This window comes from Pseudoalteromonas sp. T1lg24 (assembly GCF_002964745.1).
In the GTDB taxonomy this organism is placed as follows: Bacteria; Pseudomonadota; Gammaproteobacteria; order Enterobacterales; family Alteromonadaceae; genus Pseudoalteromonas; species Pseudoalteromonas spongiae.
In genome coordinates this window covers 644678-660381 of sequence record NZ_PQCB01000016.1, presented here as the reverse complement: position 1 = coordinate 660381, position 15704 = coordinate 644678, and the positions used below count along the sequence as shown (strand labels likewise).

The window sequence follows — 15704 nt, the reverse complement described above, 5'->3', positions numbered from 1 at the left end:
GGTTGATTAATATAAACGGCTGCCCCAGTTTAACTTTTGGCGCAGTACATTGTAATACGAATATTTGCTTGGATGCACCATGCGCAACTGTTGCTCACTTCGTTTGATTACAATTTCATCACCTGGCAATACCGCTAACACAACATGACTATCACAACTCACTTGTAAGTCCACATCATTTGCAGGGCTCAATGCCAGTTTTACTTCACTATTTGCATCCACCACGAGTGGGCGGCTTGTTAGTGTGTGCGGGAACATAGGCACCAATGAAATGGCATTTAGTTTTGGGTTTAAAATGGGCCCTCCGCCAGAAAGGCTATAGGCTGTAGAGCCTGTTGGCGTTGACACAATCAGGCCGTCAGATTTTTGCGAGAATACAAACTCTCTATCAATAAAGGCTTCAAACTCAATCATGTGTGCAACTTTATTGGCATGCAGCACGGCTTCGTTAACCGCCGTGTTTGAGCTTTTTAGCACTTCATGGCGATAGATTTCCACTTCCAGCAAGAAGCGTTTTTCTTCACTAAATTTACCAGCCAGCACTTGTTCAAGTTCACGCTCAAAATTATCGGGATCAAGGTCGGTCAGAAAACCGAGATTACCTCTATTTACGCCGATAACCGCAATATCAAAGCGGGCCAACACGCGAGCAGCGCCTAGCATGTTACCGTCACCACCAACCACAATCGCTAAATCACAGTTGCGGCCAATTTCAACTAACGACGCTGAATATTCTTCATCAACAATGGGTTCAGCGACACGGCTTTCAACGTAAACTTGATAACCGAGAGCCGTTAAAAAGGTATGCAGTTTGGCAAGTGTTACAGCCGCGCCTTCATGGTTCGGTTTGCCAATCAATCCTATGTTATTAAATACTTGTGCCATAAAATCGTCACTGATAAAGTCTTGCCTACAGTATATCTTGATTTTTAATCATCAGGCCATAAATAATAATCATGAAATTAAGCGCCCGTGATCAACTCATTTTTTCTGCCGTTATGGACTTATATTGCAATGGTGAAGGTACGCCAGTTGCATCAAGCCATGTGGTAAAGCAGAAACAAATTAATATTTGCAGTGCGACAGTACGCAATGCAATGGCGCGTATGGAAAAGTCGGGGCTATTGTATGCGCCTCACACCTCTTCGGGACGTGTACCTACAGAGCTAGGTTTTAGCTATTGGTTTGATGAATTTTTTCAACTTTCTGATATTGCAGACTATTGGCAACCCAGTGCACAAAGCCTTACCGAATTTTCTCATCGCTTAAGTCAACAATATAAACTGTGTGTGTTGGTGAGTTTGCCAGAGGCGATGCAGCAACATATTTATCGTGCAGAAGTGCTCGATTTTAGTTTTGAAAACTGGCTTATTTTACTATTCGACAGGGACGGTAATAGCCAAAACATCCAGATTACTAAGCCTCGCGAAGCAAACGATGCATTACGCAATCAATTTAATGCGTGGTTAAATACTGTTTTCGCAGGGCATAACTTGGCCGAAGGGTTACGCCGCATGGCGGCGATGCGCCAAAGTGCACCAATGTTTTGTCATGGTTCACTGGGTATGTGGATTAAAGCGCTCGCTGAAAAACTGCATGTAGATAGTAGCATTGTTATTGGCAGCCACTATTTATTTGGTGCACTGTCTAGCGAGCAGTTAAATCAAATTGGCGCGCCATTTTTAGATTATGTAGAACAAAAGTTAGCGATGAAAATGGGCATGTCGGTTATGTACCACGATAACTTGCCGTTTGGTGCGTTGGAAGACTATTTATTACTGAGCGTGCCGTACTTTTCACAAGAGATATACCAAGGCCGTTTATGTGTGCTCTGTCCAAAGTCGGCGAAAATTGAAGCAATTATCAACGAAATATCGATTAATTGCGCTATTAGCTCTTGAAAGGCGGTTATCAATCCCCATAATTAGCATCAGTTGTAAGATTTCGGAGAGTATCAATGTCTGAGCAAAATAATCAGCCAGAGCAAGAAGCAGAAGTACAGGAAACCCTTGACCAAGTAGCGGAAGAGCTACAAGGTGGTGAAGAGCTAAGCGCAGAAGCGGAAATTGCAGTATTAAATGCAGAGCTTGAAGCAGCGAAGCAAACAATTGAAGAGCAAAAAGACAGTGTAGTACGTGCTGCCGCAGAAGTTGAAAACATGCGTCGTCGCACAGCACAAGATGTTGAAAAAGCGCACAAATTTGCCCTTGAAAAATTCGCCAATGAACTACTACCTGTGCTTGATAACTTAGAGCGCGCGATTGAGTTTGCTGACAAAGAAAACGAACACATTAAGCCGGTTATCGAAGGGGTTGAGATGACGGCAAAAAGCTTTGTTGATGCCGTAGCAAAGTTTGGTGTTGAAGTGGTTGCGCCACAAGGCGAAACGTTTAACCCTGAATTCCACCAAGCAATGTCAATTCAGCCATCTGCTGATGTTGCACCAAACACTGTTATTGCAGTAATGCAAAAAGGTTACCTATTAAATGGTCGTTTACTTCGTCCAGCAATGGTAATGGTGTCTAAAGCTGCTGAATAATAGCGCTTAACAATGCAAAAAAGCTGTAACCTTGGTTACAGCTTTTTTTGTGTCTGTTGTGGCAAATACAATGTACTAATGGCCGAACTTTAACTGCTTTAATTGGCAGATTAAAATACCGCTTACTGCCATTGCCATAGCAACCGCAAACCCGATGCTTGGGGGTAATGGAATAAACGCTAAAATTGGGCCAGCAAAGGCGCCACTGCCAAAGCGTAAAGTACCTATCACAGCGGTAGCTGTTCCAGACTTCTTCTTGAAATTGATTAAAATCAGCGCGTCGGCGTTAGTTGCCATAATGCCTAAACTCATCATCAGTGGCGCAATAAAAGCAGCAACCAAATACACATTGTGTGTAAATACACTGACTAAAATAAGGCACGTTACCGCAATAAAGCTAATGACTAAGCCAATATTGAGCATTTTACGCGAGCCAAATTTGGGCACTAACCGGGTATTAATAAAGTTACCTAACATTAACGCCAATACATTGAATGCAAATAACACCCCAAATAGGGTTTCACTCACCTTAAAGTGTGCCATATAAATTGCTGATACTTTGGTTAAAAAGCAAAAGAACGCGAATGAGGCGAGCATGGAAATAACAATATCAAATCGTGCTTTTTTGTTTGTAAGCACAATACGATAGTTTGAAAAAAATAGCGCCAAACCTTTAATTTTACTAGGATGAATAGGCACTTCTCGCAAATAAAAATAAGCTAATACAAAGAGCGCGCTAGCATAAATCGTCAATGCATAAAATATCGCGTGCCAATGCCAAGTGATCATTAACACACTGCCGATACTCGGTGCGAGCAGGGGAGCTAACATCATAATCATCGACACGTAAGACATGCCTTTCGCAGTATTTTCTTGATACATATAGCGAATAATACCAGGTACGACGACGGTGACAGCAGAGCCAAAAAATGCTTGCGCAAAGCGTAAAACAATAAAGGTATCAATAGACTGTGTTACGGTAAGTAAAAAAGAGCATAAGCCAAAGCCTAGCAAGCCAAAGAGCGCGAACAAACGCCTGCCTTTTTGATCTATTAGCGGCCCAAATAACATCATGCCTATGGCATAGCCGGCTAAATAACTACTTAAAGAGAGTTGGACTTGCGCCATATCGGTGTTGAAGTAGCTTGATATTGCAACAAAAGCAGGTAAGTACAGGTCAATTGCTAATGGCGTTGTTGCGACGAGCGCCGATAGCAGGGGTAAGATGGATTTAGATAACGTTTTTTCAGTCACAGAAATACTTATTCAGGGTATCGGGGAGCCCTATTTTACGTGTAAAATACTTGATTTGATACAACAGATCCGATTAAGCGCTTTGCTAAATTGTAGGTTTATTGTTAAAAATAAATTACCTTACCAATTCAGGGCTTTGTGATGGTAAATATTGCAAAATCAATATTTGTTAAACAGCGCTAAACGACATTAGGGAAAACGTAATGAAATTATCTCATGTATTGCTCTCACTTTCAGTGGCTGCCACGCTGGTTGGGTGTAAATCGAGTCCAACAGGGCGCACACAAATTGCCATGTATTCTGAAGCGGAAATGAACCAGCTTGGCAAACAAAGCTTTGTTCAAATGAAAAAGCAGCAACCAATTAACACCGATGCCAAAATCAATCGCTATGTGCAATGTGTTGCTGACAACGTTATTTCAGTGCTTCCTGAAAAATACGCAAATCAACAATGGGAAGTGGTGGTATTTGAAGAACCATCTGCAAACGCATTTGCGCTTCCTGGCGGTAAAATAGGTGTGCATACGGGGCTATTAAAAGTAGCACAAGGGCAAGACCAATTAGCAACAGTACTTGGCCACGAAGTTGGGCACGTAATTGCCGAGCATTCAAATGAACGTATGACTGCAGCCGGTATTAAACAGGCAACATTGCAAGTTGCAGACGCGTATAGTCGTTCGCAAGGAAACCGTTTACACAATGAAACTATGATGGCTTTAGGTGTAGGTGCTGAGTACTTAGGCATGATGCCGTTTAGTCGTATGCATGAAAGCGAAGCCGATAAAATTGGCTTAGACTTGATGGCAAAAGCGGGTTTTAATCCAAAGCAGTCAGTTGAATTATGGCGTAATATGGCGGCAAATAATAACGGTGCACCACCGGAATTTTTATCAACGCACCCATCATCAGATACCCGTATTAGTGATTTGCGAAGCTGGATGCCAGATGCGATGGCATTACATAATCAAGCAAAAGCACAAAATAAACGCCCTCACTGCGAATAACGCAGCTTTTTTCTAATTGAGTAAATTGATTTTTACTCAATTAGAAATTCAAATTAAAAGTTTAAAAAAACGTCAGCTTGGTCTACATTTATAAATAAGAATAATTATAATTTAATGTAGTCCGTTGAAACTGAAAAACCCCCTAGCAAAACAACTGCTTGTTGGTATTTTACTCACCAGCTCTCTGTTAACGTTAATGATCACCAGCGCCATTTTATGGATGGACTACAAGCGTGATCTCAGCGTGATCGATCAAGGTTTCCAGCAAATTGAAAAAAGCCATTTACCTTCGGTTACCAATGCGCTTTGGGCAGAAGATGAGAAACAGCTTGAATTGCTATTACAGGGCATTAGCGAACTTCCTAACGTATCGTCAGTAACGATTTGGCAAGACAATGCCAACCTCTTACCGTTAATAAAACGCAAACCAAATACGCTAAAAGTAAATCTTGGGCAATTGATTACCGATTTAATCGCACTAAATACCATTTGGGCGAACTGATTGTAGTAATGGATATGTCGGGGGTGTATGGCTATCTTACTGACAAAGTCGTGGTAACTTTGCTTACTCAAGGTGCAAAGACCTTTATTGTATCTATGATTATTTTCACCTTAGTGCATTTATTAGTAACCCGTCATTTAAATCATTTAGCGTATTCGATGAGCCACGTGAATATGTCGGCACCGGAAGAATTCAAACTTGACCGAAAACAAGCGCGCGATGATGAAATTAATCGTCTTGTTGTAGAATTTAACGCCATGATGGCAGCGTTGTCTAAATCATTTGGCGATCTTAAAAAGCAAAAGCAAGCAGAGCAAAATGCTAATAAGCTTAAAGGTGAATACCTCGCTAATATCAGTATGGAAGTAAAAACGCCAATGAATGGGCTTTTGGGTATGGCGCATTTGTTGTCAGAAACCAAACTTGATCACCGTCAACACAGCTACGTTAGCGTTATTCAAAAAAGCGCGTTTAATATGCTTGAGCTGCTAAATGGTATTTTAGATTACTCCAAAATTGAGCATAGCCAACTCGCACTCGACCAGCATATTTTCGATATTCACGCATTAATTCGTGAGATTTTCCAAGAATGTGAGTTGAGAGCAAAAGAGAAAAATCTACGCTTAGTCACCTATGTCGACCCCGCTATTAATAGCTATTTAGTCGGTGACTCGGTGCGCTTAAAGCAAGTTATTTGTAATCTTGTAAACAAGGCAATTAAATATTCTGATCGTGGCGATGTTTCGATTAATGTTGATGCTGAAGTAACGACGGGCTTGTCTGAACTTACAATTAGTGTACGTGACAACGGTCAAGGCATTGATGAAACAGTGCTAGCGCAGTTAAATAATCCGAAATTAAAAGCTAACAAGGGCAATTCCTTAAATGCGCTCGGCCTAACAATCGCCCAAAACTTAGTAACGCTAATGGGTGGCACATTTACGGTTAACTCAAAAGCAGGGCTTGGTACAGATGTTAGATTTACCTTAGCACTGCCAACGAGTACATTAATTGAAAATCACCTTGACGATGAGGGGTTACTTGCCAATAAACGTGTCTTAATTTTAGACAGTAAGTTGTTTTTAGCGCGTTATTTAAGTGAACTGTTTGCACAGTGGCAGATGCAAGTCACCCATGTTCAAGACGCGGAACTTGCGCTTAATTATATGCTGGGGGATGACTTACAGTTTGCTGGGTTCGATTTTGTATTGTTGTCACACAATGAGCTTGAAAATCAATTAGTTAGTTTTTATGAAAAAATTAACCGTCACAGATTCAACCGACCAGCAAATTTAATCGTATTTGGTGATGAAATTGCGGATGTAGATGTCAGCAGAGTGACGAACATCGGCTATAACCAAGTATGGCAACTACCAAAGCACCCAAGTGATATTAAATCGGCCTTGGTCAATAACATTAAGCAGAGTAACGATGTGGTTACACCACAAGAAACCGTGCCGTTAACCGTGTTAATAGCTGATGACGCACCGATTAGCCAACGCGTTCTTAGCGCGATTTTAATGAACCGTGGCGATAATGTGATTGTCGCAGCTGATGGTGAAGAGGCGGTGGCACTGTGGCAGCAGCATCAGCATGAAATAGATATTATTTTAATGGACTGTGCTATGCCGAAAATGAGTGGCTATGAAGCCGCTCAAACAATACGCATGCAAGAGTCCGGCGATAAAATAGGCGTACCGATAATTGCGGTTACGTCGAGTGATCGTGAAGATGAGTACAACTATTGTAAGACGTTTGGTATTGATGAAGTGCTGTTTAAACCGTTTCTACCTGTTGAGCTGCTGGATGTATTGTCGCAATTTAAACTACACATCGAAGAACATAAAGCGTTCAATAATTTGAAAAATTAGCCACTGTTCACCATAGTTAAAAGTAACTGCTTCAATTGAAGTGTCGCGTGACACTTCGCATTCTTTTTCTCATTTATGAGGAGGATTTATGGCAAACTTTAGGGTGATTGAGACAATCCCTTTAAATAATGTGCAGTCGATCTCGAATCTATGTGGTAATCAAGCCCTCGATATTTCAAGTAACGCCTCTCATATTGTAACTGACTTTAGTCAAAAACGGCCGCAGCTTATCGAAAAGGACGTTTTAGTTGATCAAGCGTTATATATGATGAAAATGGGCCATGTGCGCTCAAAAATCGTAATCGATCACGACGAGAACTTTATGGGGGTGATAAGTTCAAGTGATTTGTCATCGTATAAAGTACTGCATATTGCGCAGCTTAGAAATGTCTCTCGAGGTGATTTGTCAGTTGAGAACTTAATGCTAAAGAAAGACGAAATGCGCGCTATTGATTTTGCAAAAATTAATAATTATACCATTGGTGATGTATTGGCAACGCTAAAAAATCTCGGTCAGCAGCACGTATTATTGATCGATAAAGAGCATACTTTACGCGGGCTTATTTCTGCGAGCGATATCGCAAGGGCATTACATATCCCAATTAATATTAATGAGAAGGCACACACCTTTAAAGAAATTTTCGATGTGGTGTTTGCGCAACTAGAGAAAAACAAAACTACATAATATAAAAAAGGGCGTAATGTACGCCCTTTTTTATATGAAATGAATTAACTTACCACTTTTTCTTCGGTGCAAAGAGCTCATCTAAGTCATCTTTTTCGTTATCAAGCTTTTTCTTTGCATCACTTGCGTTGGTTGCTTTTAACTCGCTCATTATTTCTTCAAGCATATCTTCTATTTCTTGTTTGCGTGACGCAACATACTCGTCTGAAAAGTTGAGCGAATTAATTACCGCAAGCGCTTTTTCAAAATACTGTCGTGCAGAGCCAAGCATATTAGCACTGCGCGCTGCTTTGCCGCGTTTTAATTGGCTGTCGATATTTACTTGTAATTGCATTTTTTCTAAACGTTTGTCTTCGTTTAAGAACACTTGTGTATCAATCTTGCCTTTTGAATGCTCAGAGCGAACTATGCTGCGTAGCTTTTTAACACCTTGTAATAATGCAATGACTTGTTTTTCATTATCAGGTAGTGCAATGCGTTCGGCTGATGAGTCTTGGCTTGACGAATTTTCGATACGCTCTTTTGCTTCCGTTAATCGGTTTCTGATTTCTTTAGAATTGGGAGAAAGTTCAGCCATTACTGCTAATGCACTGTAAATGCGTCGATATAGTACGGAAAAGAGCGCTTTTGACATTGGAATATTAGCAGAATTCATTAACACTTCTTCAGTCTCTTCAATGATCTTTTTCTGCTTTGTAAGCTCCTGACGTCGCTCAGCATTTTGTTTTTCTTTATGCTGCTGTACCGCGTTGACCCAAACGCCAATAACAATTAGTGCCACTATTAGCGTGATGATAATATAAACTACCATGGAGTTTTTCTCATTCTTATAATTGCCCTAATCTTAACTAATTCTAATTACTTAGTGTAGTGTTGTTAAAAGGAAAGTTCTAATAATAGCACTTTATTACCAGCTTTTTTTACGGCAAAACAAGGGTAAATTTGCTGCCACCTAATCGCCCGTCATTGGCAAGCGCGATATGTCCCTTGGTTTCTTTATTTACATGTGCAGATGCAATTAAATTGGCGAAATAGATACCCAGCCCAGTACGCCCTTGGCTAATAAGGGCGGCAGACATTTCATTATTGGCTTTCTCTAGCATGCTTTCGGGGTAGCCTTCGCCATTATCGTGAATTTCAATAACCAGCTTATCGTTTTGTTGATGTGCGCTAATGAGAATTTTCGATGCTGTGTATTTGAGTGCGTTAATAAGAATGTCATTAAGTAAGTTGGCAATTAGGTCAGCGTCAAAAAACCACGCCAGATCTTGTTCAATATCACAACTGACATCGATATTTTTGTTGGTGATATAGAGCTCATTTTTAGCAAGCAGTTCGTCTACTAAATCATCTAAAAAATGCTCTTCAATATTGAGCGGCAGTTGTGCGTTGTGTTCGCGATAAAGGGCAAGTACTTGCAATAAGTTGGAATTGACGCGGGCAACTTCGTAATGAATCTTGGCGAATTCAGATTGTGCTTGTGGCGTTTGCTCAATACTTTGACTAATTGTTTCCATCGATTGAAGCAGCATACACAAAGAGTTTTTCATATCATGCATACTTGCGCCAAGGACAACGGAAAAGTCGAGCTTATTATGGTCCATAATTATCCCGTTAATTTAGCTTTAGCAAAGTTTAACAGACTTTGACTTTGCTTGTGACGATGGTCGTGAGGCGCTAACGTTTTTAACGCATTCAGTGACAAAGCAAACTGGCGCTTTGTTAATGTGAACTTTTGATTTTGTTTATGCAATTGGTACGCTGCTTGTAACAGGTTTAATGCAATATTTGGGTTGTTAGGGGCATTGGCTAGGGCAGTTGCAAATGCGCCTTGAGCGCTTTCAAATGCTTTCTCTTTGTATTTGACCATACCTTGTTGATTAAAGTTCTCTGATTTTTCGTGGTCTTCGTGAGAAATAATCTTCGCTTTACCGCGCGTAATAATTGGGTCGAGCTTGGCGGTAACCATTTCAATATCGGCGTGCTTCATAATGATTTCGAGCAGGTTAATAAATGCCGAGTTGAGCGCGTCTGGGTAATCAACAATTTTATCTACCACTAAAATCAGTTTTTCACCTTTTGCGCCGTCTTTATTAACCAAGTACTCAACAAATACTTGATGCACTTCAATTGCTAGCTGACTTTGCACACCCGGGTAGAGCTTTGTAATTGTACGATAAATTGCGGGGTACTCTTTTTTTGCACGTCGTGCAAAGTGTGTTTGATCCGTTAATTGTATTTGTGTGCAAACACATAACTGATTTATATAGTCATCGAGTTGCGCTAAGCATGAATACTTGGCTAATTGCATAACGCGTTTGTAAGCGTTAAAGGCAATTTCCAGCTCATTGTAGCGGGTTGCTAACAAGGCTAACTGGCGCTGCCTAACAATTGAATTAGGCGATGCGGCAATGGCTTTTTGTGTAATTGCGTATGCCGCTTCGAAATCGTGCTGTTGAATAAAGCACTCACAGGCAAGATCGTATGCTTCAACGGCTTGTGGATTTTTAGTGGCAATCAGTTTGCAAAGACTTAATGCCTGATCGCTTTGTGATAGTGCCAAATGACAAATCGCTGCGCCCATTTGTGCCCAACTAAGCTCGCGCTTATGCAAAATTGAATTATAAATGCTGAGCGCTTGCACATACTTAAGTTGTTTTAAATAAATCTCAGCTTTAAGACGCAAACATTCGATACCGACGCGCTTGCTTTTTGCCATTAGCTGGTCACAAAGCTCAAGGGCTGTTTTTGGCTTATCTTGATTTAATGCCGTATAAATAGGCTTAAATGCGAGACTTTTCTCAACAAGCTTATCTAAGCGAGATTTCAGAGTTGTTTTGGTAAATGGTTTTGCAAGGTAATCGTCGGGGCGGTATTCAAGTGCCCCCATCACTAAGTCTGAAGCGGTTTCACCTGTGATCAGTACATAGTTTGTGCCGTATTTTAGCAAGTTGCGATGATTAAGCTCGGCAAGCAGCTGCAGCCCATTTAAGCCATCACCTAAGTTGTAATCGACTAGCAAAATATCATGTTGATGTTCGCTGTAGCAGGAAAGGGCATCTTCGGCATTGGTACACACATCCACATGGTGAACACCAAAACTTTCTACCATTTGTTTTAGTGATAGGCGAAATTCGGAAAAATCATCCAAAATAAGCACCGAGATAGATTTGTATCGTTGAAGAGGATTAACCATAAAAACCGAAAATTATTTTTGATACTAATAATTTAGACGCTTTTTTCTGACTTTTACAAAATACTAAGGTAGTTTGTAGTTAAAAATGGAATAAATACGTAAGTTTTGAATTTATGCTTGGCATAAAAGAGACAAAAGTATATAAATAAAGGTAATAATAAATACAAAATACTCGCTATGAAATTACAGCAGCTAAAGTACATTGTTGAAGTACTCAATCACAATCTTAATGTTTCAGCCACCGCTGAAAACTTATATACCTCGCAACCTGGTATTTCTAAACAAGTGCGTATGCTCGAAGATGAGCTAGGTGTGCAAATCTTCGGTCGTAGCGGTAAACATTTAACGCATGTTACGCCGGCGGGCAAAGACATTATCAATATCTCGCGTGAGATTTTGGCGAAAGTTGAAAGCATTAAAGCGGTTGCCAACGAGCATACCTTACCAGATCAAGGTAAGTTAAATATCGCCACTACGCATACCCAAGCGCGTTACGCTTTGCCAAACGTCATTCAAGGGTTTATGAACAAATACCCGAAAGTATCACTGCATATGCATCAAGGTACACCGCAGCAAATCTCTGATGCTGCCGCGCGTGGTGACGCAGATTTTGCAATAGCAACAGAAGCGCTGCACTTGTACACCGATTTAATTATGTTGCCGTGTTATCACTGGAATCGCAGTATTGTAGTAGCAAAAGATCACCCACTTGCTGCTAAAGCAAATAATCTCACGATACAAGACGTTGCTGCGTTCCCATTAATCACTTATGTGTTTGGTTTTACTGGGCGTTCAGAACTTGATAAAGCATTTACTAAGCATGGCTTAGAGCCGCAAATCGTGTTTACCGCAACCGACGCTGACGTAATTAAAACTTACGTGCGTTTAGGCTTAGGTGTAGGTGTTGTGGCATCAATGGCCATTGATGAAATGAACGATAAAGATCTCGTGGTAATTGATGCAAGTCACTTATTTGAAGCAAGTACCACTAAAATTGGCTTCAGAAAAGGCACGTTCCTACGCAGTTACATGTACGATTTCATTGAGCGTTTTGCGCCACACTTGGATAAAACCATTGTTGAGCGTGCGTGCATGTTACGCAATCAAGATGATGTCGACCATCTATTTAAGGATATTGAGTTACCGGTTCGTTAATGCGAATTTTGACTCAAAAAAAACGCCACATAATGTGGCGTTTTTTGTATCTGTTAACTGTGATTAACACTCAATGATATTTACAGCGAGTCCGCCTCGAGCCGTCTCTTTGTACTTGGTTTTCATATCATTACCTGTATCCCACATGGTTTTGATAACTTTATCAAGCGATACTTTTTGCTCACCTGAGCCACGCATTGCAAGGCGTGATGCGTTAATTGCTTTTACTGCACCCATTGCATTTCGTTCAATACACGGTACTTGTACAAGGCCACCAACAGGGTCGCAAGTTAAACCTAAGTTATGTTCCATACCAATTTCAGCGGCATTTTCAACTTTCTCAACATTGCCACCTAAAATTTCAGTGAGTGCACCTGCAGCCATTGAGCAAGCAACGCCCACTTCACCTTGGCAGCCTACTTCTGCACCTGAAATTGATGCGTTCTTTTTGTAAAGAATACCAATCGCAGCAGCGGTTAGCAGGTAACGCGTTGCAATGTCTTTATCTACTTCTTTAATGAATGTGTGGTAGTACATTAGCACCGCTGGAAGTATGCCTGCTGCACCGTTTGTCGGTGCGGTAACAACACGACCGCCAGCAGCATTTTCTTCATTTACAGCAAGGGCAAATAAATCAACCCATTCCATTGCACGTAGCGGATCGTTATGTGTTTCAATGTTCAGTTGACGGTGTAGGCTCGGTGCACGACGTTTTACTTTTAAACCGCCCGGTAAAATACCTTCAGTGCGCATACCGCGCTCAACGCACGCTTTCATCACCAGCCAAATATTGTATAGCTCGTCAGTGATTTCGCTTTCTGTTTTAAGGGTTTTTTCGTTTGCCATCATTAGGGCTGGCACACTTAAACCGTGCTCTTTACACTGCGCCATTAACTCTGCGCCCGTATCAAATGGGTATGGTGCAGGGTTTTCTTCGCGAATTGTTAGTGCAGCTTGCTTTTCTTGTTCAAAGTCAGCGTCGCGAACAATAAAGCCGCCACCAATAGAATAAAAAACCTCACGGAAGACACATTGTTCGCCGTTAAATGCTTGTAGTTCCATTGCATTTGAATGCTTTGGCAAGGTTTTACGACGGTGGAATACAATGGCGTCTTTTTTTGGAAATGCCGCAGCATGGCTTTGATCAAGATAGATAGTTTCTTCTTTTTCGATTTTATCTAAAATGCTTGGCACCAGATCGGCATCAATGGTTTCTGGATCGTAACCAGCAAGGCCTAAAATAACCGCTTTACCCGAACCATGACCAATACCCGTTTGTCCGAGTGAGCCAAACAATTCACAGCGAACACTGGTTACTTGCTCTAATAGCGCTTGCTCTTGTAATGACTTTACAAACAGTCTTGAAGCGCGCATCGGGCCCACAGTATGTGATGAGGAAGGACCAATGCCGATACTAAACATATCGAATGCACTTATCATACGAATATCTCTTACTTAATCTTTGAACGGCCGGATATCATAACTCTAATTTATAATCATGTTAACTTTAATTAGTATGATTAATGCTTATGTGCTTAATTTAGATGTTTAATCAAATTGCGAATGATTTGCGCGGTGGCACCCCAAAGCAAGCCGTATTCAGTTTGAAACCCAGTTAGAGTATAGGCAGAAAACTGACGTGTGAATTGAATATCTTGCCAATTTTTTTGATCTATAAGCTGTGACAGCGGCAGATAAAATGCACTGGCGACTTCATTGGTTGCTAGTAGCAAATTGGGTTTTTCGGGAAGTAGGGCAATGTAGGGTTTTATTTCAAATCCGGTGAGCGTCCAATAACTGTCCATATCACCAATTACATGGTTATCGCTCACCTCAATGCCGATTTCCTCAAAGGTTTCACGCAACGCTGTGGCAAGTAAGTTGGCGTCAGAATCTTCAAATTTACCACCGGGAAAGCAAATTTGCCCTGGGTGATGCTTTAAATAGTCAGGACGTTTACACAGCAACAGGTGAATTTCACCGCTTACATTAACCAGCGGCACCAATACAGCGCTTTGCTTAGCAATATTGCGCATTTGTATTGGAAAGCCAACGTCATTGCTTGGCTGCTTAATATGAAAACGGGCTAGAAATTCACTTAACTGCATAACACGTCCTAAGCGAGCATTTATTCAAGTACAGGTAAAATACGATTTACCTTATCGTATGTTTCTTGTAGCTCAGACTCAAGGGTTGAATCGGCAACCACGCCACCGCCAGCCCAGCAATAAATTTTACCTTTTTCACAAACTAGGGTGCGAATGGTTATGCTGGTATCCATGGTGCCACAGGCCGAAATATAGCCAATTGAGCCACAATAAATTGAGCGGCGGTAAGGTTCTAACTCTTCAATAATTTCCATTGCACGGATTTTTGGCGCGCCAGTAATTGAGCCACCGGGAAATGCTGCTTTTAATTGATCAATCGCGTTGTAACCGTCGGCAAGGGTAGATGTAACCGTTGATACCAAATGATGCACTGCATTGAAGCTTTCAATATCAAAGAGCTTAGGTACTTCTACGGTGCCAGGTTTAGCTACTTTGCCTAAATCGTTTCTCAGTAAATCAACAATCATCACGTTTTCAGCGCGATCTTTGGTTGAATTTGCAAGGCGTGCTTTGTTGGCGTTATCAATTCTTGCATCTTGGCTTCGCGGCACAGTGCCTTTAATTGGCTTGGTTTCAACCTGACGCTCTTTTACCTGAATAAAACGCTCAGGTGAAAGTGAGAGTATTTGTTGCTCTCCAGTATTAATATAAGCCGAAAATGGCGCTTGGTTTGCACTTCGCAACTTACAATAGGCAAGCCAAGGGTTACCTGTAAAGCTAGCATCAAAGCGCTGTGCTAAATTGATTTGGTAGCAATCGCCGCTTTTTAAATATTCTTGCACTTTATTAAAGCGCTCACCATAACCTTCTTTACTCAGGTTTGATTGCCATTTAGTTGTTAAGGCAAATGGTTTACGCTCGCTTTCAGCGCCCGTAAGCGGTGAAAGGTAATTATTAAGCCGTGTTTCGCTATCACAACATGGCTGTGCGATATAAAACCACTGGTTTTCGTGATGATCGAATATCAGGGCATCGGGGTAAATACCCACCAACATTTGGCCTAAATCGATATCGTTTTTCGCAATTTCTGGCATCACTTCAATTGAGCGGCCTAAATCGTAACTGAACAAACCTAAAGCGCCGCCAGAAAACGGTAAATCAAACGGGGCTTTGTCTTTTATGAATGGGCTTATTGCGTGGTGTATTGCACTAAATCCATTACATTCGCTTTGGTGATTATCAACAAAAGTCACATTGTTTTTTACTTCAATCAGTGAAATTGGGTCAATCACAATAATGTCAAAGCGGTTATTTGGGTGTGCTGGGTTTGCCGAATCTAGGAAAATGGCATACTGCAAATCTGCAAAAAAACTAAAAACGTGCTCGCTAGTTAGCGCTAAGTCTAATTTTTTGCATATTAATTGTTCATTTATCATTAACTTTAACTACC

At 41.0% G+C, this 15704-nt stretch carries 15 protein-coding genes; 7 read left to right on the top strand and 8 right to left on the bottom strand.

Annotated elements, in window-relative coordinates:
• Window positions 1-6: 6 nt before the first annotated feature.
• The gene (gene nadK / locus C2M30_RS10430) at window positions 7-885 is read right to left on the bottom strand and encodes an NAD(+) kinase (protein ID WP_010560380.1); all 879 of its coding nucleotides are present in this window, start codon (window positions 883-885) and stop codon (window positions 7-9) included.
• Window positions 886-956: 71 nt separating this feature from the next.
• Between nadK and C2M30_RS10425 the strand changes: the two genes are divergently transcribed.
• Window positions 957-1901: an HrcA family transcriptional regulator gene (locus C2M30_RS10425; RefSeq protein WP_105171588.1), complete on the top strand. Its 945-nt coding sequence runs from the start codon at window positions 957-959 to the stop codon at window positions 1899-1901.
• A gap of 56 nt (window positions 1902-1957) precedes the next feature.
• A complete protein-coding gene (gene grpE / locus C2M30_RS10420; RefSeq protein ID WP_010560378.1) occupies window positions 1958-2539 on the top strand; it encodes a nucleotide exchange factor GrpE in 582 nt (193 codons plus the stop codon).
• Window positions 2540-2614: 75 nt separating this feature from the next.
• Here grpE and C2M30_RS10415 read toward each other — a convergent pair whose 3' ends face one another.
• Window positions 2615-3793, bottom strand: a complete 1179-nt coding sequence (locus C2M30_RS10415; protein ID WP_105171587.1) for a multidrug effflux MFS transporter — start codon at window positions 3791-3793, stop codon at window positions 2615-2617.
• A 203-nt stretch (window positions 3794-3996) separates the two neighbouring features.
• Here C2M30_RS10415 and C2M30_RS10410 point away from each other — a divergent pair, with 203 nt between their 5' ends.
• The 4 genes from C2M30_RS10410 to C2M30_RS10395 all read left to right on the top strand — a co-directional run bounded on the left by C2M30_RS10410 (window position 3997) and on the right by C2M30_RS10395 (window position 7855).
• Window positions 3997-4797 (top strand): M48 family metallopeptidase, encoded by an 801-nt coding sequence (locus tag C2M30_RS10410; protein ID WP_105171586.1) that lies wholly within the window; start codon window positions 3997-3999, stop codon window positions 4795-4797.
• Window positions 4798-4921: 124 nt separating this feature from the next.
• Window positions 4922-5299 carry a hypothetical protein gene (locus tag C2M30_RS10405; RefSeq protein WP_105171585.1) on the top strand — a complete coding sequence of 126 codons (378 nt, stop codon included), beginning with the start codon at window positions 4922-4924 and terminating at the stop codon, window positions 5297-5299.
• A 14-nt stretch (window positions 5300-5313) separates the two neighbouring features.
• On the top strand, window positions 5314-7170 hold the full coding sequence (locus tag C2M30_RS10400) for a response regulator (RefSeq protein WP_158683372.1): 1857 nt from the start codon (window positions 5314-5316) through the stop codon (window positions 7168-7170).
• Between the two features lie 88 nt (window positions 7171-7258).
• Complete coding sequence (locus tag C2M30_RS10395) at window positions 7259-7855, top strand: CBS domain-containing protein (RefSeq protein ID WP_100913161.1); 597 nt, start codon at window positions 7259-7261, stop codon at window positions 7853-7855.
• Between the two features lie 49 nt (window positions 7856-7904).
• Here the strand turns inward: C2M30_RS10395 and C2M30_RS10390 are convergent, their stop codons facing one another.
• From C2M30_RS10390 to C2M30_RS10380, 3 genes are all read right to left on the bottom strand, one after another.
• A complete protein-coding gene (locus C2M30_RS10390; RefSeq protein ID WP_100913162.1) occupies window positions 7905-8666 on the bottom strand; it encodes a hypothetical protein in 762 nt (253 codons plus the stop codon).
• Window positions 8667-8775: 109 nt separating this feature from the next.
• Window positions 8776-9459, bottom strand: a complete 684-nt coding sequence (locus C2M30_RS10385; protein ID WP_105171583.1) for a sensor histidine kinase — start codon at window positions 9457-9459, stop codon at window positions 8776-8778.
• A gap of 2 nt (window positions 9460-9461) precedes the next feature.
• Window positions 9462-11051 (bottom strand): response regulator, encoded by a 1590-nt coding sequence (locus tag C2M30_RS10380; protein WP_105171582.1) that lies wholly within the window; start codon window positions 11049-11051, stop codon window positions 9462-9464.
• A gap of 177 nt (window positions 11052-11228) precedes the next feature.
• On the opposite strand from C2M30_RS10380, the gene cysB reads away from it, so the two are divergent.
• Entirely contained in the window at window positions 11229-12206 is a 978-nt protein-coding gene (cysB, locus tag C2M30_RS10375; protein WP_100913165.1) for an HTH-type transcriptional regulator CysB, read from the top strand.
• Window positions 12207-12269: 63 nt separating this feature from the next.
• Here cysB and C2M30_RS10370 read toward each other — a convergent pair whose 3' ends face one another.
• The 3 genes from C2M30_RS10370 to pabB all read right to left on the bottom strand — a co-directional run bounded on the left by C2M30_RS10370 (window position 12270) and on the right by pabB (window position 15690).
• Window positions 12270-13646 carry an L-serine ammonia-lyase gene (locus C2M30_RS10370; RefSeq protein ID WP_105171581.1) on the bottom strand — a complete coding sequence of 459 codons (1377 nt, stop codon included), beginning with the start codon at window positions 13644-13646 and terminating at the stop codon, window positions 12270-12272.
• Between the two features lie 95 nt (window positions 13647-13741).
• A complete protein-coding gene (locus C2M30_RS10365) occupies window positions 13742-14314 on the bottom strand; it encodes an NUDIX hydrolase (RefSeq protein WP_105171580.1) in 573 nt (190 codons plus the stop codon).
• 20 nt (window positions 14315-14334) lie between these two features.
• The gene (gene pabB / locus C2M30_RS10360) at window positions 14335-15690 is read right to left on the bottom strand and encodes an aminodeoxychorismate synthase component I (protein ID WP_105171579.1); all 1356 of its coding nucleotides are present in this window, start codon (window positions 15688-15690) and stop codon (window positions 14335-14337) included.
• Window positions 15691-15704: the final 14 nt, after the last annotated feature.